Origin of the sequence: Ralstonia sp. 25C, assembly GCF_051904805.1 — a bacterium.
Taxonomy (GTDB): Bacteria; Pseudomonadota; Gammaproteobacteria; order Burkholderiales; family Burkholderiaceae; genus Ralstonia.
Map to the genome: position 1 here is coordinate 1342276 of NZ_CP196737.1, position 23011 is coordinate 1365286.

Annotated in this window: 19 protein-coding genes and 1 pseudogene; 10 read left to right on the forward strand and 10 right to left on the reverse strand. The window is 64.6% G+C overall.

Translation table 11 applies throughout. The annotated features are described in order from the left end of the window. Positions 1-6: 6 nt before the first annotated feature. A complete protein-coding gene (locus ACS7SF_RS06250) occupies positions 7-474 on the forward strand; it encodes a hypothetical protein (protein WP_439892181.1) in 468 nt (155 codons plus the stop codon). 257 nt (positions 475-731) lie between these two features. Here the strand turns inward: ACS7SF_RS06250 and ACS7SF_RS06255 are convergent, their stop codons facing one another. Beyond that, positions 732-1340, reverse strand: coding sequence for a histone H1-like DNA-binding protein (locus tag ACS7SF_RS06255; protein ID WP_439892182.1), 609 nt, complete (start codon positions 1338-1340; stop codon positions 732-734). Between the two features lie 1756 nt (positions 1341-3096). Between ACS7SF_RS06255 and ACS7SF_RS06260 the strand changes: the two genes are divergently transcribed. The 5 genes from ACS7SF_RS06260 to ACS7SF_RS06280 all read left to right on the forward strand — a co-directional run bounded on the left by ACS7SF_RS06260 (position 3097) and on the right by ACS7SF_RS06280 (position 8300). Next, on the forward strand, positions 3097-3873 hold the full coding sequence (locus ACS7SF_RS06260) for a collagen-like triple helix repeat-containing protein (RefSeq protein WP_439892183.1): 777 nt from the start codon (positions 3097-3099) through the stop codon (positions 3871-3873). A 130-nt stretch (positions 3874-4003) separates the two neighbouring features. Further along, entirely contained in the window at positions 4004-5098 is a 1095-nt protein-coding gene (locus tag ACS7SF_RS06265) for a collagen-like triple helix repeat-containing protein (RefSeq protein WP_439892184.1), read from the forward strand. A 74-nt stretch (positions 5099-5172) separates the two neighbouring features. Then, a complete protein-coding gene (locus ACS7SF_RS06270; RefSeq protein WP_439892185.1) occupies positions 5173-5628 on the forward strand; it encodes a DUF2147 domain-containing protein in 456 nt (151 codons plus the stop codon). 309 nt (positions 5629-5937) lie between these two features. Beyond that, positions 5938-7302, forward strand: coding sequence for a peroxidase (locus ACS7SF_RS06275; RefSeq protein WP_439892186.1), 1365 nt, complete (start codon positions 5938-5940; stop codon positions 7300-7302). A gap of 110 nt (positions 7303-7412) precedes the next feature. After that, positions 7413-8300: an EamA family transporter gene (locus ACS7SF_RS06280; protein ID WP_439892187.1), complete on the forward strand. Its 888-nt coding sequence runs from the start codon at positions 7413-7415 to the stop codon at positions 8298-8300. A gap of 2 nt (positions 8301-8302) precedes the next feature. Here the strand turns inward: ACS7SF_RS06280 and ACS7SF_RS06285 are convergent, their stop codons facing one another. The 4 genes from ACS7SF_RS06285 to ACS7SF_RS06300 form a co-directional block, all read right to left on the reverse strand. After that, positions 8303-9385, reverse strand: a complete 1083-nt coding sequence (locus tag ACS7SF_RS06285; protein ID WP_439892188.1) for a M14 family metallopeptidase — start codon at positions 9383-9385, stop codon at positions 8303-8305. A gap of 110 nt (positions 9386-9495) precedes the next feature. Continuing rightward, entirely contained in the window at positions 9496-9927 is a 432-nt protein-coding gene (locus ACS7SF_RS06290; protein ID WP_439892189.1) for a DUF1090 domain-containing protein, read from the reverse strand. Between the two features lie 187 nt (positions 9928-10114). Then, entirely contained in the window at positions 10115-11416 is a 1302-nt protein-coding gene (locus ACS7SF_RS06295; protein ID WP_439892190.1) for a sensor histidine kinase, read from the reverse strand. An 8-nt stretch (positions 11417-11424) separates the two neighbouring features. Then, the gene (locus ACS7SF_RS06300; RefSeq protein WP_439892191.1) at positions 11425-12168 is read right to left on the reverse strand and encodes a response regulator; all 744 of its coding nucleotides are present in this window, start codon (positions 12166-12168) and stop codon (positions 11425-11427) included. Between the two features lie 203 nt (positions 12169-12371). On the opposite strand from ACS7SF_RS06300, the pseudogene ACS7SF_RS06305 reads away from it, so the two are divergent. The 3 genes and pseudogenes from ACS7SF_RS06305 to ACS7SF_RS06315 all read left to right on the forward strand — a co-directional run. Then, positions 12372-13097 (forward strand): annotated as a pseudogene (locus ACS7SF_RS06305) (cytochrome c biogenesis CcdA family protein); the annotation flags it as partial. A 206-nt stretch (positions 13098-13303) separates the two neighbouring features. Further along, complete coding sequence (locus ACS7SF_RS06310; protein WP_439892192.1) at positions 13304-13720, forward strand: organic hydroperoxide resistance protein; 417 nt, start codon at positions 13304-13306, stop codon at positions 13718-13720. 76 nt (positions 13721-13796) lie between these two features. Next, positions 13797-14342: a thioredoxin family protein gene (locus ACS7SF_RS06315; protein ID WP_439892193.1), complete on the forward strand. Its 546-nt coding sequence runs from the start codon at positions 13797-13799 to the stop codon at positions 14340-14342. Positions 14343-14373: 31 nt separating this feature from the next. On the opposite strand, the gene ACS7SF_RS06320 is transcribed toward ACS7SF_RS06315, so the two are convergent. The 3 genes from ACS7SF_RS06320 to ACS7SF_RS06330 all read right to left on the reverse strand — a co-directional run bounded on the left by ACS7SF_RS06320 (position 14374) and on the right by ACS7SF_RS06330 (position 16511). Beyond that, positions 14374-15180 (reverse strand): enoyl-CoA hydratase, encoded by an 807-nt coding sequence (locus tag ACS7SF_RS06320; protein WP_439892194.1) that lies wholly within the window; start codon positions 15178-15180, stop codon positions 14374-14376. A gap of 251 nt (positions 15181-15431) precedes the next feature. Beyond that, on the reverse strand, positions 15432-16214 hold the full coding sequence (locus tag ACS7SF_RS06325) for an alpha/beta fold hydrolase (protein WP_439892195.1): 783 nt from the start codon (positions 16212-16214) through the stop codon (positions 15432-15434). A 45-nt stretch (positions 16215-16259) separates the two neighbouring features. Then, the gene (locus tag ACS7SF_RS06330) at positions 16260-16511 is read right to left on the reverse strand and encodes a hydroxyquinol 1,2-dioxygenase (RefSeq protein WP_439892196.1); all 252 of its coding nucleotides are present in this window, start codon (positions 16509-16511) and stop codon (positions 16260-16262) included. A 333-nt stretch (positions 16512-16844) separates the two neighbouring features. Here ACS7SF_RS06330 and ACS7SF_RS06335 point away from each other — a divergent pair, with 333 nt between their 5' ends. Beyond that, on the forward strand, positions 16845-17888 hold the full coding sequence (locus ACS7SF_RS06335; RefSeq protein WP_439892197.1) for an alpha/beta fold hydrolase: 1044 nt from the start codon (positions 16845-16847) through the stop codon (positions 17886-17888). Between the two features lie 103 nt (positions 17889-17991). On the opposite strand, the gene ACS7SF_RS06340 is transcribed toward ACS7SF_RS06335, so the two are convergent. Beyond that, entirely contained in the window at positions 17992-19212 is a 1221-nt protein-coding gene (locus ACS7SF_RS06340; RefSeq protein ID WP_439892706.1) for a ribonucleotide-diphosphate reductase subunit beta, read from the reverse strand. Between the two features lie 429 nt (positions 19213-19641). Further along, a complete protein-coding gene (locus tag ACS7SF_RS06345) occupies positions 19642-22617 on the reverse strand; it encodes a ribonucleoside-diphosphate reductase subunit alpha (RefSeq protein WP_439892198.1) in 2976 nt (991 codons plus the stop codon). Positions 22618-23011 lie beyond the last annotated feature (394 nt).

Below are 23011 nucleotides of genomic sequence, written 5' to 3' on the forward strand. Positions count from 1 at the left end.
ACGCACATGAAACCCATCTATCGCATCGGTGCCGCGACCCTGCTGGTCGCCGCGCTCGGCCTGCAAGGCTGCGCCATGGGCACCAACTCCAACAGCGCTTACACGTCGGGCCAGGCTCAGCGCGAGCAGACGGTGCGCTTCGGCACGGTCGACTCCGTGCGCAACGTCGTGATCGACCGTGAGCAGACCGGCGTCGGCACCATCGCCGGTGGCGCCATCGGCGGCATCGGTTCGGCAGCGGCCATCGGGCGCGGCAACGGCTCGGTGGCAGCGGGCGTGCTGGGCGCCATCGTCGGCGGCATCGCCGGTAGCGCGATCGAAGGTCAGGCGAACAAGCGCCCCGGCCTGGAGATCACCGTCAAGCTGGACAACGGCGAATACCGCGCCATCACGCAAGACGCCGACGAGGCTTTCCGCCCAGGCGAACGTGTGCGCCTGCTGTCGTCCGGCGGCGTGACGCGCGTGACGCACTGATCGCGGCTAGACGATCGGTCTAGCGCCACAAGTACACCGCATCGGCATCGCGCCGGTGCGGTTTTTTTTGCCCGCACAAGTCGCACGGACAAGCGCACGAGTAATCGCGCAGCCAAGAAAAAGCCCGCCGGGGCGTGAGCCGATCGGCGGGCGGTGCAAGACGCTGAGGTCTTGCGGACCGGATACGCGGTATCCGGTCAGGTGGGCGCAACGCGTGCGCCGCTGTGGTCCCGGAGGATCACCGTCGCAAGAATGACTTACGGACGGTTGCCAGTCGGGAACGGCCATGCAGCAGCCGGGTTCAGCGCGGTCTTGGCAGCGGGTGCAGCAGCAGGTGCAGCGGCCGGAGCAGCAGCGGGCTTGGCGACAGCCTTCTTCGCCGGAGCCTTCTTCGCAGCAGGCTTGGCAGCAGCCTTCTTCGCAGCCGGTGCCTTCTTCGCAGCAGGCGCCTTCTTGGCAGCCGGCTTAGCAGCAGCCTTCTTGGCAGCCGGTGCCTTCTTGGCGGCAACCTTCTTCACTGCAGCCTTCTTAGCTGCCGGTGCCTTCTTGGCAGCAACCTTCTTCACTGCGGCCTTCTTGGCTGCCGGTGCCTTCTTGGCAGCAACCTTCTTCACTGCGGCCTTCTTGGCTGCCGGTGCCTTCTTGGCGGCAACCTTCTTCACTGCGGCCTTCTTGGCTGCCGGTGCCTTCTTGGCAACGACCTTCTTAGCTGCAACCTTCTTCGCAGCGACCTTCTTGGCCGGTGCCTTCTTGGCGGCCGGAGCTGCCTTCTTTGCAGCGACCTTCTTAGCGGCCGGAGCCTTCTTTGCAGCGGCCTTCTTGGCCGGGGCCTTGGCGGCCGGTTTCTTCTTAGCAGCAGTTGCCATGGGAAACTCCTTCGAGATTGGGTATCGAACTATCGAGATTGAGCAACCCGACCGGCCCGATCCCACGATGCATTGGCATCGCCAGACCAACCGAGCGAGCGATTCATCGGCGCGCCACCCAACGGCAGTCGCACGCTAATGAATTCGGTAGGAAGACCCGCAACTCGCGCGGCAGACACACGCAGCAAGTTGCACGCCTCGGCTGCGCAGACACGCGCAACCGCAGCCGGCCGAACGAACCGCATCCGGCGAGTCTTCATCAATTGAGAGGACCGGGGCATCGTGGCCACACCGGTCGAAATCTGATCTTGCGCGAATCGCTGTGTAGGTTGCAAAGCCGCTTGCAGCGTGCCTTTGCGGACAGCGGAAATCTGGAGAGCGCGCGTTTTCTTTTGGGGGTAGTACGCCCATCCCGACGGGGGGATCGCAGAGACGGCACCGAGTTCAAACAGCCCTGTCGGCGTGGCGTGCATCAAAGTGGTTACGCTCCTCGACTACCTTTCACTTGTCGCTTGGAACTGCATCGTCGTTGATCGCGCGAAGCGCCCTTGCATCGAAGTCAACGTCTTGTCAAGGCGAATCATAATTCGTTTGCGCGGTGATGTTAAGAGATTTATGCAAAAAGCGCGGTGAGTTTTGGTGAAGGATTGCGTTGCCTCTGTGCATCGACACGATTTGGATCGCGCATGCACGGTGATCACCTTCGTGAATGCGCATTTTCTTGCGTCGTAACATCACGTCAACGCGTTGCTCTGCGCAGACACACGCCTCCCGCAAACCCAGTGTTCATGCCGGTTTACAGCAACACACGTTGTGACACGCGTGGCGATCATGAACGCGTGGATGCACGGCGCGCGAGCAACGCATCGTCGTGCGCGCTGACGCGTGAGCAACGCGATGCGTGTCGAAAAAAACGATGCGTGGATGCGACAACGCGCGCGAATTTTTCACCCGCTCGCACGCAATCAACGCGTTGCACGCGCGTGCATCGACGTGTTGCGTGTGTCGATCGACACCAGCAACACGCTGCCGATGCGCATGTCATTCGCGTGCGATGCGCGTGGAGCGAATGCATGCGGTTGCGATGCTCGACATGGCCGTCGACATGCACAAGACGAGCCGCAAGTCGCGTGCCGCGCATCGGAGGAGTGATCAACGAAATGCGAATGCATGTCGAGATGGATCGATCGACCGACTGCAGGCCGATGGCAATGCGACATGTCACGCGACCATCGCGATGCGTGTTGATGTGCGCGTCGCCGACGTGGGTGGAAATCTCGCGCACGCAGTTGCGTCGTCATGGTGATGCGCGTGTGCAATGGCACCTCGCACATTGCGGGAAAACCCTGTTCAGCAACGACTGAAAAGTTCGTGCCACCGCGTTTGAAACGAGGTGGTTTTGCGACGATAGAAGGATTGTTCTACGGTCCTTCGCAGGCCATTTTTGCTGCACTCCAGAACTCTGAAGGTTGGCTCACTACCTCGCTCTAGAGAGAATCGATCTGACGAAATGCTGCGAGCGCATATTGGCGTGTCAGGTTGCCGCTGATTGCCACGTCATTCGGTTTCACTTCACGATCCGCTCACCACATCAGCACGGCATCGATCGGGCGGTGTGGCACGGGCCTGCGCGTGGTCCGTGACAAGACAGGGAGGCCTTCGCTACGCCAGCGGCACGGCGATGACCCACCCGACGAACAAAGAGCGCAAGACAGAAGGGGTCCAACACAAGCGTTCTGAGCAGTGGAGGCACAAGATGCGCGATCTGGCGTTCTTGTTGAAATCAAACCCGCCGAGGCGACGGATGTTTTTGCAGTGTGCACTGTCGGCGGCATCGCTTGCCGTACTGGCAGGGTGCGCGAATTCCGGCAGCGGCGACATGGGTACATCGCTTGGCGGCGGTAGCGATTCGCAATCCAAGCCGTCGATCACGGCATCGAGTTCACCGACGTGGTCGAGCACCGGCAGCGACACATCGTCGGGCAGCAACGGTTCGACTGGCAGCACGCCGGTTGCCACGTTGACGGGCCCGGTTGAGCAGGTGACGACCACCTCCATCACGGCCATCGTGCCGCTCACTTCCACGCTGACTTCCGCGACGCAGACGCTGGCCACAGCGACCGGTCTCGGCGCACCAGTCAGCACGGCATTGACGACGCTGGGCAGTGCGCTCGGCAGTGAGGGCCGCACGATCACGTCGGCGGGTGGTGGCAACGCACTGGTGTCGACGCTGGGCAACACGGTCAGCACTGTCGGCACGCTGACGAGTGGGCTGTCGACGCTGGTGTCACCCACGGCGCCGTCGGCGGGAACCAGCACACCGGGCGGCGCGTTGACTGGCGCCCTTGGCGGCGCGCTGGCGCCTGTGACATCGGCGGTGGGCACGTTGACGGCGGGGATTCCCGGCGTCGGCACGCTGGGGAGCACCGGTGGTGCGAGCACGCCATCGGGTGGGCTGGGCAGCATCGGCTCCACCGTGGGTGGGTTGGTAGGCGGCGTGCTGTCGGGTGTGACAGCGACGACGCATCACTGACGCACCACAGAACTTTCTTTGCATTCGACGGCAAACGCACGCGGATGCTACCCGCTGGACGCCAGATGCGCGTTCTTCTGACACCCGGCGGTTTTACGCGGTACGGGCCGCGCTAACAAGGAGACACACCATGAAGACTCAAACCCCGCTCCATGCTTCTTCCGTTTCTGTTTCGCCGCGCGCGCTGCTGGCCGCAACCGCACTCGCCGTGCTGACGCTGGCCGGTTGCGCGTCGGGTGGCAATCCAAACGGTGACACACCCGCGTCGACCGCCAACAACGATCCGGGCGCGGTGCCGGTCGGCAACGTGGCGAGCAACGGCGGCAACGTCGTCACACAGACCGGCAAGACAGTCAGCGACCTCGGCACGACGATCGGCACGGCATCGGTGCCCATCATCGGCGGTACGGCGGCGCAGAAGGATCTGGGCACGACCGTGACGTCGGCGGGCAACACCGTGCAGGTGCTCGGCAATGGCATCAGCAGCGGGCTCGGCAAGATCGGCTCGACGCCGGATCCGGTCGGCACCACGGTGCAGAGCTCGGGCGATGTGGTGCGCTCGGCTGGCGTGACGGTGGGCAGCGCCGGGCAGACTGTGTCGGACCTCGGCGCGGCCGGCAGCCCGCTCGCACCACTGAACCCGGTGACGTCGCCGGTGGGCAGCGGTGTCTCGGCGCTCGGCCAGGTGCTGCAGGGTGCGGGCGGGCTCGTGACCATCGGCACGTCGAGCGGCCCCGTGCAGCAGATCACGCAACAGACGAGCAACGCGATCGTGCCGCTGTCATCGCAGGTCGCTCAAGGTACGCAACAGGCGGGCGCCGCAACCATGCTCGGCGGCCCGCTGGCCGGGGCGTTGAACACCGTGGGCGGCGGACTTCAGTCCGGTGGCGCACAAGTGGGCGCTGCCGGTGGCAACCCACTCACGCGTGACGTGGGCGGCGTGGTCGGCGCCGTGGGCGCCACGGTGGCCAGCGCCGGTGGCTTGGTGAATGGCGGCAGTGGCGGCTCGACCAATCCGCTTGCGCCGATCACGGGTGCACTGGGTGGTGGCCTCGGTGGCGGCAGCAATCCGCTTGCCCCCGTCACCGGCGCGTTGAGTGGAGCCGGCGGCAGCAGCAATCCGCTCGCCCCCATTACGAATGCGCTCGGCGGTGTCACAAACACCACGGGTGGCTCGGGCAGCAATCCGCTGTCCACCGTGACCGGCGCGCTCGGCACCCATTGACCCGCGAGGCCTGCGCCGGCCTGCCCTACCCCTCTTTCTATTTCTAATTTCTACTCTGACAAGGAGACCACACAATGAAACCGACTCACCTCTCTCTCGTGCGCCTGGCTGGCGCCATGGCCTTTGCACTGGTCACCGGCAGTGCCTTCGCGCAGGCCACCCCGGCCGGCACCTGGAAGACGATCGACGACAACACCGGCAAGCAAAAGGGCGAAGTCGTCATCGTCGATAACGGCGGCGTGTTCACTGGCAAGGTCAGCAAGATCCTGGTGCCCGGCGACGAGAACAAGACCTGCACCAAGTGCACGGACGATCGCAAGGACCAGCCCATCAAAGGGCTGACCATCCTCACGGGCCTGAAGCCGAACGGCAACAACAACTGGGATGGCGGCCAGATCCTGGACCCTGAAAACGGCAAGGTCTACAGCGCCAAGATGTCGCTGTCGGAAGATGGCCAGAAGCTCAACGTACGCGGCTTCCTGGGGATCAGCCTGCTGGGCCGCACGCAGACGTGGATCCGCGAGCAATGACCGCCCGCCGATAACGCAGCTTCCAACGCGCGGCGGCACCCTTTCCTTGTGAGCGGGTGCCGTCTCTTGGGGCGCCGGTGCAAGCCGGCGCCTTCTTTTTTGCCCAGGCCCCTGCGCAACTCAAGAACACGCGCCTCGCCGCCGTTACTTCTTGGGAAGCCCCCGATTTTGTGGGAAACCGCATTCCGCATGGCCCGGGTGTGCCGCCGCATCCCAACGAGGGTAGGGGCGTCGGCGCATTCTCGGGCATGCGGCATGGTGCTATGCTGCGCGCCAGAGGAATCAATACAAACAAACGTTGGAATAACCATGCCCGAGCGCAACCGGCCGCCATACAAGGGCCTTTTGGGCGCGATAGCCGGGTCGACCATCCGCGCCGAAGCCGCGACGGGAGACCACCCCGGAGCCCCCCGCGGCAGCGCCCGTGAGCCGATGTCCGGTGCCCGCTCCGCAACCGCCCCCAGCGCGGCGCAGCTTGCCGCCCAGGATGTGGCGAGCGACACCGCGCTGTGGCGCTTTGCGCTGGCTGCTGAACACGGTGGCCGCGCCCCGCACCCCGACGCCGCCCTGCACGACGATCTGTCCGTCCTGCGCATCCTGCGCCACGCCGACGGGCTGCGCTTGCTCCGGCAAGGACTGCGCAGCGCGTTTCCTGGCTCGGCCCTGCGCCTGACCACCTTCTGGCCCGACGAGCAGCCGCACGCCTACCCCGCCCGCGCCGAAGCGCGCCCCGCGGAGTTCGGCGACCTGCTCGTACTGCTGCGCCTGCGTGGCGCAGTCCCGACGCTGGATTGCCGCGCGCTGTTCCTCACCGCCCGCCGCATCGACCAACCGGATGATGCACTGGACAAGCATCACGCACTGCCGCAGGTGAATCTGTACGAGGGCTGGCCAGACTTCAACGTGTACGCCCGCTCGCCGATCAAGTCGCGCAATGCCACCTTCCTTGGCAAGTTTGAACTGTTGACCGATCTGGAGCCGCTGCGCCGCATCGGCCCGGACCAGCGTCAATGGCGCTATCTGACGCCGTGCATGGGTCTGCAGCAGTACGCACAGTGGCCTGGCGCCCGGCCACCCTCGCCGCTGCAATGGCGCTGGCCCTCGGGCCCGCAGGCCGGTGGCACGCGCCCGAGTTCGGGCTCGTTCACGGGCTTGCTGCGCCAGCTCGCCCGCCCGGAAGGCCCCGGCGAGGACTGCTCCGCCGGCACCGACGTGCCGACCTGGGGCCGCCTCATCAACAAGCTGCTCGACCATAGCTGGGAAGTTGCGCCCAGCCATGCGCTCAAGAGCGGCAACATCAGCTCGCTGGCGTTCTGGACACGGTTGCGCGGCTTTCTGACGGCGGAATACCTGCTCGGCACGCATTCGCTGCAGAAGGGCTTTGGCGCCTCGCTGCAGTTCGAAATGGCCAACGGCCTGCAGGACATTGCCCGCGACGACTGGACGGCCACCACCGGCTTCGACCCCGAAGACCTGGACGTGCCCGGCGTGCGCGGCACGCTGCAGCGCATTGCGGCGTCCAAGCTGGCGGTATTCGGCATGAGCGCCGAAGACCCGGCACCACTGGCCGCCCCGCGCCCGCAGCGCGGTGTGACCCCACGCCCCGATGGTGAACGCGAAGGTCAGCGCGTGCTGCTGATCGACGTGATCCGCCCCAGCGCCGCCGCCCTGTAGTTCCCCCGAAATAGCCCGCACCGCCAAACAACGGACCGCAAGGCGCGTCCGGCGGTGCTCGGCTATGCTGTGGCGTTGCGCTGCTGCCCGGGCGCCCCTCGCCATCACCCATGCCTTCCGCTGCTTCCTCCTCCCCTGCTTCGTCCTCGTCGTCACCGTGGATGCCCATTCTTGCGTTGATGGGCTCGATGGCTTCCGTGTGCCTCGGCAATTCGTTTGCGAAAACGCTGTTTCCCGCGCTGGGCGCAGCCGGCACGGTGACATACCGCGTCACCATCGGCGCGGTGATCCTGCTGGCGTTCTGGCGGCCGTGGCGCCTGCACCTGCGCCGCGCAGATGCAGGTCGCATCGCGCTGTACGGCATCACGCTGGCGACCATGAACCTGCTGTTCTATCTGTCGATCCAGCGGCTGCCGATCGGCATTGCCATCGCCATTGAGTTCACCGGGCCGCTGGTGTTGGCGGTGGTGCTGTCGCGTCGGGCGCTCGACTTTGTGTGGATCGGGCTGGCGGTGGTGGGCTTGCTGATGCTGACGGTGGCGGATCAATCCGTCGGCAAGGTCGACCACTTGGGCGCGGCTTACGCGTTGGCGGCCGGCGTGTGCTGGGCACTGTATATCCTGACGGGCAAGAACCTCGGTGGCCTGCACGCGGGCCAAGCCACATCGCTCGGGATGACGGTGGGAGCGCTGTTTGCGCTGCCGTTTGGCGTGGCGCAGGCGGGCTCGGCGCTGTTGTCGCCGTCGCTGATGCTGGCGGGGCTGGGTATTGGCGTGCTATCGAGTGCCATTCCGTATTCGCTGGAAATGGTGGCGCTCAAGCACCTGCCGGGCAAGACGTTTTCCGTGCTGCTGAGTCTGGAGCCCGCCATCGGCGCGCTGGCCGGGGCGATCGTGCTGCATGAGCAACTGACGGGGCGGCAGTGGGTGGCGATCGTGGCCATCATCGCCGCGTCGGCCGGCTGTGCGCTGACGGTGCGGGCGCCCAAGCGCGCGTAGGACTAGCCGGAGAATCGCGCCGCTACCTGCAGCACCGCCATGCGCATCTGTGCGAACACCATGCCCTTCCACTCGGGCGCATCGCAATAGAACGCATCGCGCAACGCCTGGCGGATGCCCGCCGCCTGCGTGGCGCCGCGTTCGGGGTGTCGATATAGCCAGTGGTCGGCACGCAGCGCCTGCAGTACGGCCATCGGAGCCAGCGTGCCGAACTCCAGCGTAATGCACGTTTTCTCAACGCCGGGAAACTGCGTGTAGAGCAAGCCCGTCAACTCGCCTTTCACCACCGAAGAGACAGAGCCCGGCGCCGAAATGGGCCGAACATCGGCACCCCAGGTACGCACAGCGCGCTCCAGTTCGGCAGGATCGGGGCTGTTGAAGATCTTCTCGCCGTGGCCGTAGTGGCCGAGCCCGGTATGCAGATCGATCCACACCAGGCGGCGGAATCCAACGGCATGATGGGACAGAGTCTCGCGTAGTTGCCGCGTGCTCCAGCAGGCCTGCGTACCGCCGTAGAACATGCCATCCGCCACGCGGTACTGGCCCATCGTTGCAGCGTCTTGCAGGGCTCTCTCGCCGCGCGTGGCCAGGTAGTGCTGCAACGCGGCCTGATCTGCCTGGCTGGGCGGCCAGGTCTGCGGCAGCAACAGCGGATCGACGTCGAGGTAAGCGGGGTTGGCGGATGCGGCCTCGGCAAAGTCGACGTGGTTGCGGTTCAGGTCCACGTTGTCTTCATTCACGCGGCGCAGATGGGCGAACCCATAGGGGTTGACGGCATGCACCAGCAGCAATGCCAGCCTGGCCGATGCCAGCGCTGTGAAGAGCGCATCATCGTGCAGCAGGCCAACTTGGCAGCCCGACCCACAGAACCCCTCCACACCATGCACGCCGGAGGTGACGATCAACAGCGCCTCAGCCCGCGGTGGCGAGAACAGCGCCGTGTCGATTGAGAGCGGCTCGCCGGCGGGGCCGACGGCATTCGGGTGCAGACGACGCTCGATGTGCAATCCACGGGCCTCTGCAGCCGCCAGGAATTTGCTGCGCGCTTCATCGTACGTCTGCGCGAAGAACGGTGCGACCGCCATGTCTCGACCTCTCAAGAAAACTCGGGGGGCCTGGCGCGAAGCGGCAGGTCTGGGGGCACTCAATGGGGAGCAGAAAAGCGTGCCCGCCAGTGTAGTGGACGCCGCAACGCTTACCCCTTCACTGCCGCCCGATCCGCTTCGGCGGTGCGCAGGTCTTCCGTCTTTTCGCGCAGCTTGCGTTGTTTGTCGGACAGGTTGCGCTCAGCCTTGCGGATCTTCTTGGTGTTGCCGTCGTAGCGGGCGTCGCGCAGCTTGTCTTGGGCTGCGCGCACGTCCGCCTGTGCCTTGTCGACGTCCTCTTGGGCTTCGCGCACCTTGCGCTCGGCTTGGTCGACCAGACCGGCGTTGCTGCAGTTGGTTTTGGCCTTGGCCAACGCGGTCCGCAGGCCTGCCACGCGGTTGGCGTTGCCGTACTGCTGGGCTTCGGTGATCTGCGCCTCAATGGCGCGGACCTTGGTGGCGCAGTCAACGCTATCGGCAAAGGCCGACGGCGCGGCCAGCAGAGTCAACGGAGCAATGGCGGTAAGTAGCGTCTTTTTCATCAGGAATGTCCTTGTCGTCAGTTTGGCTGAAGGCGAACCATAGGACGACCGGAAGCCCAGCCCCATACGGATCAACACATTCTCAACAGTCGCAACAATAAAAAAGGCCCTGACGGACCCGTTTTCAAGTTTCAAGGACTGGGGCCATCCCTGGACAGCGTCCTACCGGGCACTGACACATGTCGGTTTATCCAAGCCGGACTTCTGCCACCAGGCCGCCGCCCTCGCGGTTGCGCAGCTTGAGCGCACCGCCCGCGGCGGCCGCCAACTGCTGCGCAATCGCCAGCCCCAGCCCGGTGCCGCCTGTCTCGCGACTGCGCGAATTCTCCAGCCGCACAAACGGCTGCAACACCGCGTCGAGCTTGTCTTCCGGAATGCCAGGGCCGCGGTCGCGCACCTCGATCACCACGGCGTCGCCATCGCGGCGCACGCACAGTTCGGCTGCGCCGCCAAACTTGATGGCGTTATCGGTCAGGTTGGTCAGTACGCGGCGCAGCGCGTGCGGGCGCGTGACGATGGCACCGGTGGCGTTCTGCTCCAGCGTGACCGGCTTGCCGGTGTCCTGGTAGTCGTACGCCAGGCTTTCGACAAACGCGCCGACGTCGATGCGTGATGGCTTTTCACCGTCGCCGTGGGCGGTGCGCGCGTAGGCCAAACCCTCACGCACCAGCGTTTCGATCTCGGCCAGATCGCTCACCAGCTTGCGTTTTTCTTCGGAGTCTTCGGCCAACTCGGCGCGCAGCTTCATGCGAGTGATGGGCGTTTGCAGATCATGCGAGATGGCCGCCAGGATCTGCACGCGCTCTTCCACAAAACGGGCAATGCGCTGGCGCATGGCGTTGAACGCGTGCGCGGCGCGTGCCAGTTCGGTGGGGCCGGTTTCGTCCAGCGGCGACGTCTGCGCGTTGGGGTTGAGCGCATCGGCGGCATCCGCCAGCGCCACCAGCGGGCGGATCGACAATCGCACCGCAAACCAGCAGCACACGATCAGCAGCAGCAGCTGCACCACCAGCACATACGGCAGCCACTGCGCGATGGGTGTCATGCGCGGATGCACGTCGATGGTGAGCGTGCTGCCATCGCTCAGCGTCAGGTGCGCCTGCAGTTGCTTGCCGTCGCCGGGAATCGACTCGACCGTCACGGGAAAGCGCCCGCCGCTGGCCTCGGTGACGCGGGCGGCGATGTCCTTGCCACGCTGCGTCATCTCCGGCACGCCGGGCGAACCCGGCCCCAGGATGTACTGGTAGTTGCCACGGTTCAGGCGCGGCAGCCACTGCGGGCGTTCGTGCGCGGGCAGGCGGTCGAGGATGGCGATGGCCGTGGACACATCGGTTTCCAGCGTGCCCAGCATCACCTCGCGCGCGCTCATGTAGCGCTCGGAAAACAGCACGGCAAACGACAGCGCATACGCCACCACCAGCCCCGCCAGCAAAATCACGAACAGGCGCGAGCCCAGCGTGCGCGGCCAAGCCCACTTACTGGCGTTCATCGGGGCACTCACTGGCGCGCCTCCTTGATCTCCACGGGCTTGGAAAAGACATAGCCTTCGCTCCGTACGGTCTTGATGTAGGCCGGATCGCGCGCATCGTCATTCAGGCGCTGGCGCAGACGGCTGACCAGCAGGTCGACTGAGCGCTCGAACATCTCGGCCTCGCGCCCTTGCGTGAGGTTGAGCAGTTGGTCTCGATTGAACACGCGCATGGGGTGGTCGACAAACACGCGTAGCAGCCGGTATTCCGCCCCGCTCAGGGCGACGATCGTGCCTTCAGCATCGACCAGGTGCCGCGCGGTGGTGTCGAGCTGCCAGTCGCCAAAGGCCAGCATCTGCCCCGCTTCGGAGATCTGTAGATTGGGCGGCAACATGCGCGTGCGGCGCAGCACGGCCTTGATGCGGGCGAGCAGCTCGCGTGCCGCAAACGGCTTGGCGAGGTAATCGTCGGCGCCCATTTCCAAGCCGATGATGCGATCAGTCTCATCGTCGCGCGCGGTGAGCATCAGCACGGGCGTGGCCTTGTGCTTGCCGGCGCGCAGCTCGCGGCATAGCACCAGACCGTCGTCGCCGGGCAGCATCAGGTCGAGCACGATCAGGTCGACGGTGTTGGCCTCCAGGAACGCACGCATGTGCCGCCCATCGGGCGATGCCGTCACACGCAGGCCATTCTTGGTGAGATAGGTCGAAACCAGTTCGCGGATCTCGCGGTCATCATCGACGATCAGGATGTGGTCGACGTGGGCGTCCATGGTGTCCTCGGCGCGATGGAAGATGGAAGGTAGGCGTCATTTTGCACCGCTGCGTGTGACGCAGGGCGCCCACCTTGTATCGCAATGCGTCTGACCAGCGCGTTTGTACAGTCCGATACAAATCGCCCCCGTAGTGATACATGCCAGCTACGCGCGCGGCGTCTGATGGACGGCATTCCAACCCTTGCAGAGGACTGTCCATCATGAGCCTGCTGATACTCGCCTACCTGGGCGGCGCGCTGACCATCCTGAGCCCGTGCATCCTGCCCGTGCTGCCCTTCGTCCTAAGCCGTACCGGACAGCCCTTCCTGCGCGGCAAACTGCCGATGCTCGCCGGCATGGCACTGACATTTGCCGGCTTTGCCACGTTGCTCTCGGCCGGTGGCACATGGGCCGTGCACGCCAATGAAGTCGGCCGGTTTGCGGCGCTCGCGCTGCTGGCGGTGTTCGGGTTGTCGCTGCTGTGGCCCACGCTGGCCGATCTGATGACACGGCCAGCGGTGGCGCTGGGCAACCGGCTCGCAGGTCGGGCGGCTACAGGGGATGCGTCGGCAGAACCGTCGATGGCGGCTTCTCTGCTGCTGGGCGTGGCCACCGGCATGCTGTGGGCGCCATGCGCGGGTCCGATCCTTGGCCTGGTGCTGACAGGTGTGGCCCTCAAAGGCGCCAGCGTGTCGAGCGCGCTGGCGTTGGCGGCGTATGCGGCCGGCGCGGCAACGTCGCTGGCGGCGGCACTGGGACTCGGTGGCCGCGTGCTCAACGCGATGAAGCGCTCCATGGGCATGGGCGAATGGGTCCGCCGTGTCATGGGCGCCAGCGTGCTGGGCGGCGTGGCCCTCATCGCACTCGGCGCAGATACCGGCCTGCTGGCGCGGCTGTCTTCCAGCAACACCACGCAGCTTGAGCAAGTGCTGGTCAACGGGCTAGGCGTGAATCGGCCTGCGCCATAAGCCGACAACGCGGCCTTTTTGTACGCGTTTGTATCCAGCCTCGACACCGATACATGCCCAGACAGAAAGGCCCTTTCGCGCTACGTCTGGGATACGTCGGCCTTCTCTAATACGTCTCGTGGCCCGGGCAGCCGGCGACACACCTCTCCCCCCCTTTTTTCAATGGATCAACCAGGAGCCTCACCATGACCCGCATTGAGAACGTGCTGTACACCGCCAAGGTCAACGTCACCGGCGGCCGCGACGGCCAGGCGCATAGCGACGACGACCGCCTGAACCTGAAGCTGTCGCCCCCGGGCAGCAGCGGCCGCGGCACGAACCCCGAGCAACTGTTTGCCGCGGGCTGGTCTGCCTGCTTCATCGGCGCCATGGGCCGTGCGGCCAGTCAGATGAAGGTCAAGCTGCCTGCCGACGTGGCACTCGACACCGAAGTCGACCTGGGCACCACCAACGACGCGTTCTTCCTGCAAGCCCGCCTGAACGTGAGCCTGCCCGGCCTGGACCGCGAAGTGGCGCAAGCCGTGGTGGAAGCCGCACACCAGCTCTGCCCGTATTCCAAGGCCACGCGCGGCAACATCCACGTCGAGCTGAACCTGGTCTGACGCACCGCACGGCCCGCCATCCATGCCACCAGCGGCGGGCGGGCCGCCGTTTCCAACCTTTCAGGAATTCCACATCATGCGCACACCCCTCCGCGCCGCCCTTGCGGCCCTCGCTATCGGCGCCGTCTACTTTGTCGGCACCGGCGCGCCGGCTTTCAGCCAGACCGCCGCCACCAATGCGACAGCGCCTGAGTTTGCCGGCATCAACCAGTGGTTGAACTCGCCACCGCTGTCTATGAAAGACCTGCGCGGCAAGGTCGTGCTGGTGGATTTCTGGACGTACTCCTGCATCAACTGCCTCAACACGCTGCCCCACGTGAAGCAGTGGTACGACAAATACAAGGATCAGGGCCTGGTCGTCGTGGGCGTGCACACGCCGGAATACGCATTCGAGAAGTCGACCACCAACGTGCAGGCCGCGCTCAAGCGCCTGGATGTGCGCTACCCCGTGGCGCAAGACAACAGCTATGCCACGTGGTCGGCCTTCCACAACCAGTTCTGGCCCGCGGTGTATTTGATCGACGCGGATGGCCGCATCGTCTACCAGCACTTTGGCGAGGGCCGCTATGCCGAGACGGAAGCCGCCATCCAGAAACTGCTGGCAGCGCGCAAGCCGCAGTAACCCACGGGATCGACGTGCCCCCCCGCTGCCCTTACGACCGCCAGCGGGCGGGCCGCTTTTCCAGGAAGGCGTCGATGCCCTCCCCGGCGTCTTCTTCCATCATGTTGCGGGCCATCACATCGCCCGCGTAGGCATAGGCCTCACTGAGCGGCAACTGCCGCTGCCGATAGAACATCGCCTTGCCATAACGGATGGCGGCGGGGCTCTTCGAGACGATCTCCGCCACCTTACGGGCCACGGCATCATCCAGCTCGGCCTCGGGCACGGCCTCGTTGATGAGGCCCCAGTCGGCCGCCGTGGCTGCATCAATGAAACGCCCCGTCACCAGCATGTCGAACGCGCGCTTCGGTAAAACGTTGCGCGACAGCGCTACTGCCGGCGTCGAGCAGAACAACCCGACGTTGATGCCCGATACCGCAAACCGCGCCGCATCTGACGCGATGGCCAAGTCACAACTGCCCACCAGCTGGCACCCCGCCGCCGTGGCTACGCCGTGCACACGCGCAATGACCGGCACCGGCAGCGCCTGAATCGCCTGCATGACCGTGCTACAGCGCGCAAACAACGCCTCGTAATACGCCAGCTCGGGCGTGCCGCGCATCTCGCGCAGGTCATGCCCAGCGCAGAAGGCCTTACCCTCTGCCCCGAGCACCACACAGCGCGCGTCGGCATCGCCCGCAATGTCGCTCAGTGCACGATGCAGCGCATCCAGCATCGCCTCGGACAACGCGTTGAACTGCAGCGGCCGATTCAGCCGTAGTGTGACGACACCGTCGCGGTCATCGCGCAGCACGGGGGTCTCGATGGCGGTGTCGACGTGGGTGGGGTTGGACTCCATGGGCGCTCCTTGTATCGTCCAGCAGCTACCGGGGGAGCACCAGTCTATGGCGGCCAAACGCTACACGCCATCATGTGGATGGCGGCCGAGACCGCCAACGTTGGCGACATGGCGCCTTCTTGGCGGTGGGCAGTAGAGGGTTGGGGCCTTGCAGGAAGTAGGCGCTCGCGAGCGCCTTTTTTGTTCGATGATCGGCGGTCTGCGCGCCAGGGGCGAAGGCCCAGACCAGCGCGCAGGCAATCTGTACAACCTTAGTGGCGCGCCTCGACCGCATGCACCGCATCGAGGATCACCTTTGCCACATCCTGCGGGCGCGACTGCTGCGGGACATGGCTGGTCGGCAGGCTCGTCACCGTGGCACCGATCTTTTTCGCCATGGCACGCTCCAGGTCCGGCTGGATCATCCGGTCGTGCTCGCTGACGATGAACCACGAAGGCTTGCTTTGCCAAGCCGCCACCGTGGTCCGCTCGCCAAACGCCGTTGCCTTGATGGGCCCTTGCGTAGCGGCCATCACGCGGGCCTGGGCGGCCGGCACATCCTGCGCAAAATCGCTTGCCAGCGCGGCAGCGGGTAGCGAGAGATAACCGTTGGCATCGGCCACCAGCTTGCCGATACCGGGTGCTGGCGCATAGCCCTTGCCGACTTCTTCCGTCAACTGGCCGGCATCCGGGGCAAACGCGGCCACGTAGACCAACCCTGCGACCTTGCTGTCCGCGCCCGCCTCGGTGATGACGGTGCCGCCCCAGGAGTGCCCGACCAGCACCACCTTGCCGGCCTGATTGCCGATGGCGCGGCGCGTTGCAGCGACATCGTCGGCCAGCGAGTTCAGACCGTTCTGCACGGCCTGCACCTTCACGCCCTTGGCCTGCAGCAGCGGAATGACCTTGGCCCAGTCGGACCCATCGGCAAACGCGCCGTGCACGATCACCACGGAAGGCGGCTCGGCGTCGGCCGTGGTGGCGGCAAAGAGCGGCGCACTGGCAGCCATGCCAAGTGCGAGCACTGCGGTGGAAACGGATTTGCGGGGGAACATGTCGGCTCCTTCTGATCAGGCGGGTTGGGGTCGTGCGGAGTGGGTTCAGGCGTGAGCACCGTCGTAGTACGGATCAGCACTGCGGGCGCCATCGGTGTAGATGTCGGTGGCGCGAGCGCCGTCCGTGTAGAGGTCAGCCGAGCGTGCACCTTCCGTATAGGCATCGACAGCGCTTTGCACGGCGCGAGCGCCTTCGGTGTACGGGTCACGTGCGCCGACGGACGCGCCGGCCTGGGCGCCAGCAGCGGCTACAGCAAGCGCAACAACAGCAAGGGTCTTGGCGAGATTGCGGGTCATGATCGTCTTCCTTTGAACAATGAACAGAGGGTTGGGATTGCGCGGCAGGCCGGTGTTGGGTGTTGACTCGGCGTCGCTGCCACGGGATGCATTGAAGACGTCTGACGTATCGCGCACGTAGCGCTGATCGGGCCGTTTTGTCTGGGCATGTACCGGGGCGGCGGCCGGATACACGTGCATACAAAACCCCGTCCACGGAGGCCCATTGCTACAGAGCAATACAAATCGGCCGCATCGTGAAACCGTGGGGATACATCGCGGGCGCTCAATGCTGGAAACGAGGCGATCGATTCCTCGTTTCCCACCCGCCAACTCATCCGTCCGGAGAAGCTCATGTCGAACCCCATCAACCTCCGTCGTCGCCGTCTGCTTGGAACCACCATCGCCAGCATTGGCGTGCTCGATCTCGGGCTGGCCGAACTCGTGCATGCGCAGCCGGCGCCGTCGAGTGCGAGCGCGTCACCGGCCGGCCAGGCCAAGCCGTTCGGCACGCTGCAGCAGATCGATGCCGGCGTGCTCAACATCGGCTATGCCGACCTGGGCCCGAGAGACGGCCCCGTGATGATCCTGCTGCATGGCTGGCCGTATGACATCTACAGCTATGCGGAGGTGGCACCGATGCTGGCGGCGGCGGGCTATCGCGTACTCGTCCCTTACCTGCGCGGCTATGGCACGACGCGCATCCGCTCAGCCGATACGCCGCGCAACGGGCAGCAAGCAGCGCTAGCCGCCGACATCATCGCGTTCATGGACGCGCTCAAGATCAAGCAGGCCATCTTCGGTGGCTACGACTGGGGAGCGCGCACGGCAGACATCATCGCGGCGCTGTGGCCGGAGCGCTGCAAGGCGCTGGTGTCGGTCAGCGGCTACCTGATCGGCAGCCAGGAGGCCAACCGCAAGCCGCTGCCGCCGGCTGCGGAGTTTGCGTGGTGGTACCAGTTCTACTTCACCACCGAGCGCGGCGCACAGGGCTATGCCGTCAACTGCAAGGACTTCAACCGCTTGATCTGGAAGCTCGCCTCGCCGACATGGAAGTTTGACGACGCCACCTACGACCGCAGCGCCACCGCGTTCGACAACCCGGACCACGTGGCCATCGTCATCCACAACTACCGCTGGCGCCTGGGGCTGGCCCAGGGCGAATCGAAGTACGACGCACTGGAGCAGCGCTTGGCGTCCGGCCCCGCGATCACCGTGCCCACCATCGCCATGGAAGGCGATGCCAACGGTGCACCGCACCCGGAGCCGTCTGCGTATGCGAAGAAGTTCACGGGCAAGTACCAGCACCGGAACATCGGCGGCGGCATCGGGCACAACCTGCCGCAAGAAGCGCCGCAGGCGTTTGTGCAGGCGATGCTGGATGTGGCGCGGCTCTGAAGCGCGTGCCACGTCGGCATGAATTGGCTGCCGCAAATGCAAACAGGCGACGCATGATGCGTCGCCTGTCTACGTTGATGCCGGGTCGGACTGATCGCTCAGATCACTCCCAAGACAGCGCACCACCGGTCTGGTACTCGATCACGCGCGTCTCGAAGAAGTTGCGTTCCTTCTTCAGGTCGATCATCTCGCTCATCCACGGGAACGGGTTTTCCTCGTTCGGGAACAGCGCGTCGAGGCCGATCTGCTGGCAGCGACGGTTGCAGATGAAGCGCAGGTAGCCCTTGAACATCGGGGCGTTCAGGCCCAGCACGCCGCGCGGCATGGTGTCTTCTGCGTAGCGGTATTCCAGGTCGACGGCCTTCTTGAACAGCTCCGTGATCTCGGCCTTGAACTCGGCCGTCCACAGGTGCGGGTTCTCCAGCTTGATCTGGTTGATCAGGTCGATACCGAAATTGCAGTGCAGCGACTCGTCGCGCAGGATGTACTGGTACTGCTCGGCGGCACCGGTCATCTTGTTTTGACGGCCCATCGCAAGAATTTGCGTGAAGCCGACATAGAAGAACAGGCCTTCCATGATGCAGGCGAAGACGATCAGGCTCTTCAGCAGCTTCTGGTCATTCTCGGGCGTGCCGGTCTTGAAGGACGGGTCCGTCAGCGTGTCGATGAACGGAATCAGGAACTCGTCCTTGTCGCGGATCGACTGCACCTCGTGGTACGCGTTGAAGATCTCGGCCTCGTTCAGGCCCAGCGATTCAACGATGTACTGGTACGCGTGCGTGTGGATCGCCTCTTCAAACGCCTGGCGCAGCAGGTACTGGCGGCATTCCGGCGCGGTGATCTGGCGGTACGTGCCCAGCACGATGTTGTTGGCAGCCAGCGAGTCAGCCGTCACGAAGAAGCCGAGGTTGCGCTTGATGATGCGGCGCTCGTCTTCGGTCAGACCGTTCGGGTCCTTCCACGTGGCGATGTCGCGCGACATGTTGATTTCTTGCGGCATCCAGTGGTTCGCGCAGCCGGCCAGGTACTTTTCCCAGGCCCACTTGTACTTGAACGGCACCAGCTGGTTGACGTCGGTCGCGCCATTGATGACGCGCTTGTCAGCGGCGTTCACGCGGCGGTTGCTTTGGGCAGCGGCAGCGTTCGGGTTGTTGCCGAGGATGCCCGTGCCCGAATCGGTGGCAGCAGCGGCGGTGGCCGATGGGGGCAGCACGCCACCTTGGTCAGCGGTGGCCGGTTGCAATTGCGGCTGCGGTTGATACACGGGCTGCGGTGCAGCTTGCGGTTGTGCGGCAGGTTTGACGTCGTCGTCCCAGCTCAACATAGTGATGTTCTCCATGCAATTCACGTCTACCAGCCGTGGAGCCACGGCTCGGTCACACATACTTTCTTTTGAGTTCTCGGAAAAACCCAAAAGAAAGAAGGGGCTTCTTGGTATTGCCCCTCCCCCTCTCTTAACGCTTAGAGGGTTTAGCCGGTTGGTGCTTAATCGTCTCTACCACCGTAGTAGCGGGACGCCTCTGCGCCTCACGAACCGGAATGAACTGTCCGGTACGTGCATCGCGGCCGATTTTATGAGTCGATGTCTTGTTAGACATGGGGACCTCCATAAAAAAATCCGCACTAGCTTGGCTTTCTCCGGCTATCATTCGCTCGCACGACAACTGACTTGTCGGAGGGTCGAAGGTGCTAATGCCTCACCCTTCAACCGGTCATAAAAGCCCGCAGTGTTAGCGCACTGCGGGCTTTTTCTTTACTGGCAGGCTTCGCATTCCTCGAAGCCGGGGTCGCCGGGGCGCATCGTGCACACGGCACCTTCGGCTTCCGGCATGGCCTGGGCGGTGGCAGCAGCGGCATCCAGCGCGCTGGTCGGTGCAGCTTGCGGCGCACCCGCAGCCGACACACCACCCACATCGCTACCCGACGACACCGCATTCAGCGTGCCGCGCGACACGGTCGACTTCTCGACGTGCGTGGCGCCGATCGTGCGCAGGTAGTACGTGGTCTTCAGGCCACGCAGCCACGCCAGCTTGTAGGTGTCGTCCAGCTTCTTGCCCGAGGCGCCGGCCATGTAGATGTTCAGCGACTGCGCCTGGTCGATCCACTTCTGACGACGCGATGCCGCTTCCACCAGCCACGTCGGCTCGACTTCGAAGGCCGTTGCGTACAGGTCGCGCAGATCTTGCGGAATGCGGTCGATGCGGGCCAGCGAGCCGTCGAAGTACTTCAGGTCGGCGACCATCACTTCGTCCCACAGGCCGCGTGCCTTCAGGTCGCGCACCAGGTAGTCGTTGACCACCGTGAACTCGCCCGACAGGTTCGACTTGACGTACAGGTTCTGGTACGTCGGCTCGATACAGGCCGACACGCCGATGATGTTGGAGATCGTTGCCGTCGGGGCGATCGCCACGCAGTTCGAGTTGCGCATGCCGTGTTGCTTGATGCGGCCGCGCAGGCTGTCCCAGTCCATCGTCGACGACATATCCGTTTCCAGATAGCCGCCGCGCTCTTCGGCCAGCAGCTTGAGCGAGTCTTGCGGCAGGATGCCGCGATCCCACAGCGAGCCCTCGTAGGTGCTGTAGCGACCACGCTCTTCGGCCAGCTCGGTCGACGCCCAGTAGGCGTAGTAGCACACGGCTTCCATCGAGGTATCAGCAAACTGCACCGCGCCTTCGCTGGCGTACGGAATCCGCAGCACATGCAGCGCGTCCTGGAAGCCCATGATGCCCATGCCAACCGGACGATGGCGCAGGTTCGATTCACGCGCCTTCTGGACGGCGTAGTAGTTGATGTCGATCACGTTATCGAGCATGCGCATCGCGGTGCGCACGGTCTTCTTCAGCTTCTCGTGATCGAGCACCACGCTGCCGTCCGCCTGCTTGACCAGGTGAGCGACCAGGTTGACCGAACCCAGGTTGCAGACGGCGATTTCGCTGTCGTTGGTGTTCAGCGTGATTTCCGTGCACAGGTTGGAGCTGTGCACCACGCCCACGTGCTGCTGCGGGCTGCGGATGTTGCACGGATCCTTGAACGTGATCCACGGGTGACCGGTTTCGAACAGCATGCCCAGCATCTTGCGCCACAGTTGCAGCGCCGGCATCTTCTTGAAGAGCTTGATCTCGCCGCGCGCGACCTTGTCTTCGTAGGCCAGGTAAGCCTGCTCGAATGCCTTGCCGACCTTGTCGTGCAGGTCCGGGCAGGTGGACGGCGAGAACAGCGTCCACTCGCCGCCTTCCATCACACGCTTCATGAACAGGTCCGGAATCCAGTTGGCCGTGTTCATGTCGTGCGTGCGGCGGCGGTCGTCGCCGGTGTTCTTGCGCAGCTCCAGGAATTCTTCGATGTCCAGGTGCCACGTTTCCAGGTACGCGCACACTGCGCCCTTGCGCTTGCCGCCCTGGTTCACGGCCACGGCCGTGTCGTTGACGACCTTCAGGAACGGCACCACGCCTTGCGACTTGCCGTTCGTGCCCTTGATGTGCGAGCCGAGTGCGCGCACGTTGGTCCAGTCGTTGCCCAGACCGCCGGCAAACTTGGAGAGCAGCGCGTTTTCCTTCAGCGCTTCGTAAATGCCGTCCAGATCATCCGACACGGTGGTCAGGTAGCACGACGACAGCTGCGAGCGGCGCGTGCCCGAGTTGAACAGCGTCGGCGTGGACGACATGAAGTCGAACGACGACAGCAGGTTGTAGAACTCGATGGCGCGGGCTTCGCGGTCAGCTTCGTTCAGCGCCAGGCCCATGGCCACGCGCATGAAGAACGCCTGCGGCATCTCGATGCGCACTTCGTCCACGTGCAGGAAGTAGCGGTCGTACAGCGTTTGCAGGCCGAGGTAGTTGAACTGGAAGTCGTTCGCGGCATTCAGCGCGGCACCCAGGCGGGCCAGGTCGAACTGGGCCAGCTTTTCGTCCAGCAGTTCGGCTTCGATACCGCGCTGGATGAACTTCGGGAAGTACTCCGCATAGCGCGTGCTCATTTCGGCCTGCGTGACTTCTTGGCCGAGGATTTCGCGGCGGATCGTGTGCAGCAGAATGCGTGCGGTGGCTTGGCTGTAGGCCGGGTCCTTTTCGATCAGGGTACGGGCGGCCAGGATGGCGGAGTCATACACCTGCGTCATCGGCACGCCGTCATACAGGTTCTTGACCGTTTCCTTGAGGATCGGCTCCGGGTCCACCGCTTCGCCCAGGCCCGTGCAGGCCGTGACGATGACGTTGCGCAGCGCGGCCATGTCCAGCGGGCGGGTGATGCCGCCGTCGGTCACGTTCAGGCCACCGGCGGCCGGTTGCTGCACGGTTTCACCAGCCTGGGCGCGCTCTTGCGCGCGGCGCTCGCGGTACAGCACGTAGGCGCGGGCCACATCGTGCTCGCCCGAGCGCATTAGGGCCAGTTCCACCTGGTCTTGAATGTCTTCGATATGGAACGTGCCGCCGTTGGGGCGGCTGCGCGTCAGTGCGCGCACCACGTTCTGGGTCAAGCCCTCGACCAGCTCGCGCACACGCGCAGAAGCGGCACCCTGCCCGCCATTCACGGCGAGGAAGGCCTTGGTCACGGCCACGGCGATCTTGGAGGGTTCGAAACCGACCACGGCGCCATTGCGACGGATGATCTTGTAGTCCGCCAGGTTGACGCCGAACGCGGTGCTGGGGGCCACGGCCGTACCGCCAGCGCCTTGCGCAAATTGAGTGGGGTTGGCGGTGCCGGAGTGAATTTCTGGTTGGGCCGTCTGCATGTGGACTCCTGTTGAACCGTTCGTTTATCGGCGCGCCGACGGGTGGATACCCTTGGCGAACCCGCGCGCTACGCGGAGAAATGAGACGGAAAAGACCCTTGCCTTTTCTCAGCCCCCAAGCGCCGGCTTGACCCGCCGACCGCTCGCCCCCGCGTGGCGCCGAAATAAGAATCCCGGAAAGCGACCACTACATCTAGTGTCTCACCCCGGGATTGGCGCTAAGTATAGGGGATGGATCGCATTTGCCTAGTCTTGACAGATGCGGGCGACTGGTCCTTTTGCAATCGGAATGCAGCGCCGCAAGCCCGCCATCCCAAGCAGCACAACGGGTCGGCGGGGCCGGCTTGCGGCGCCGCAATGCTGTGCCTTTCAGAATAATTCTTTCAATCGACCG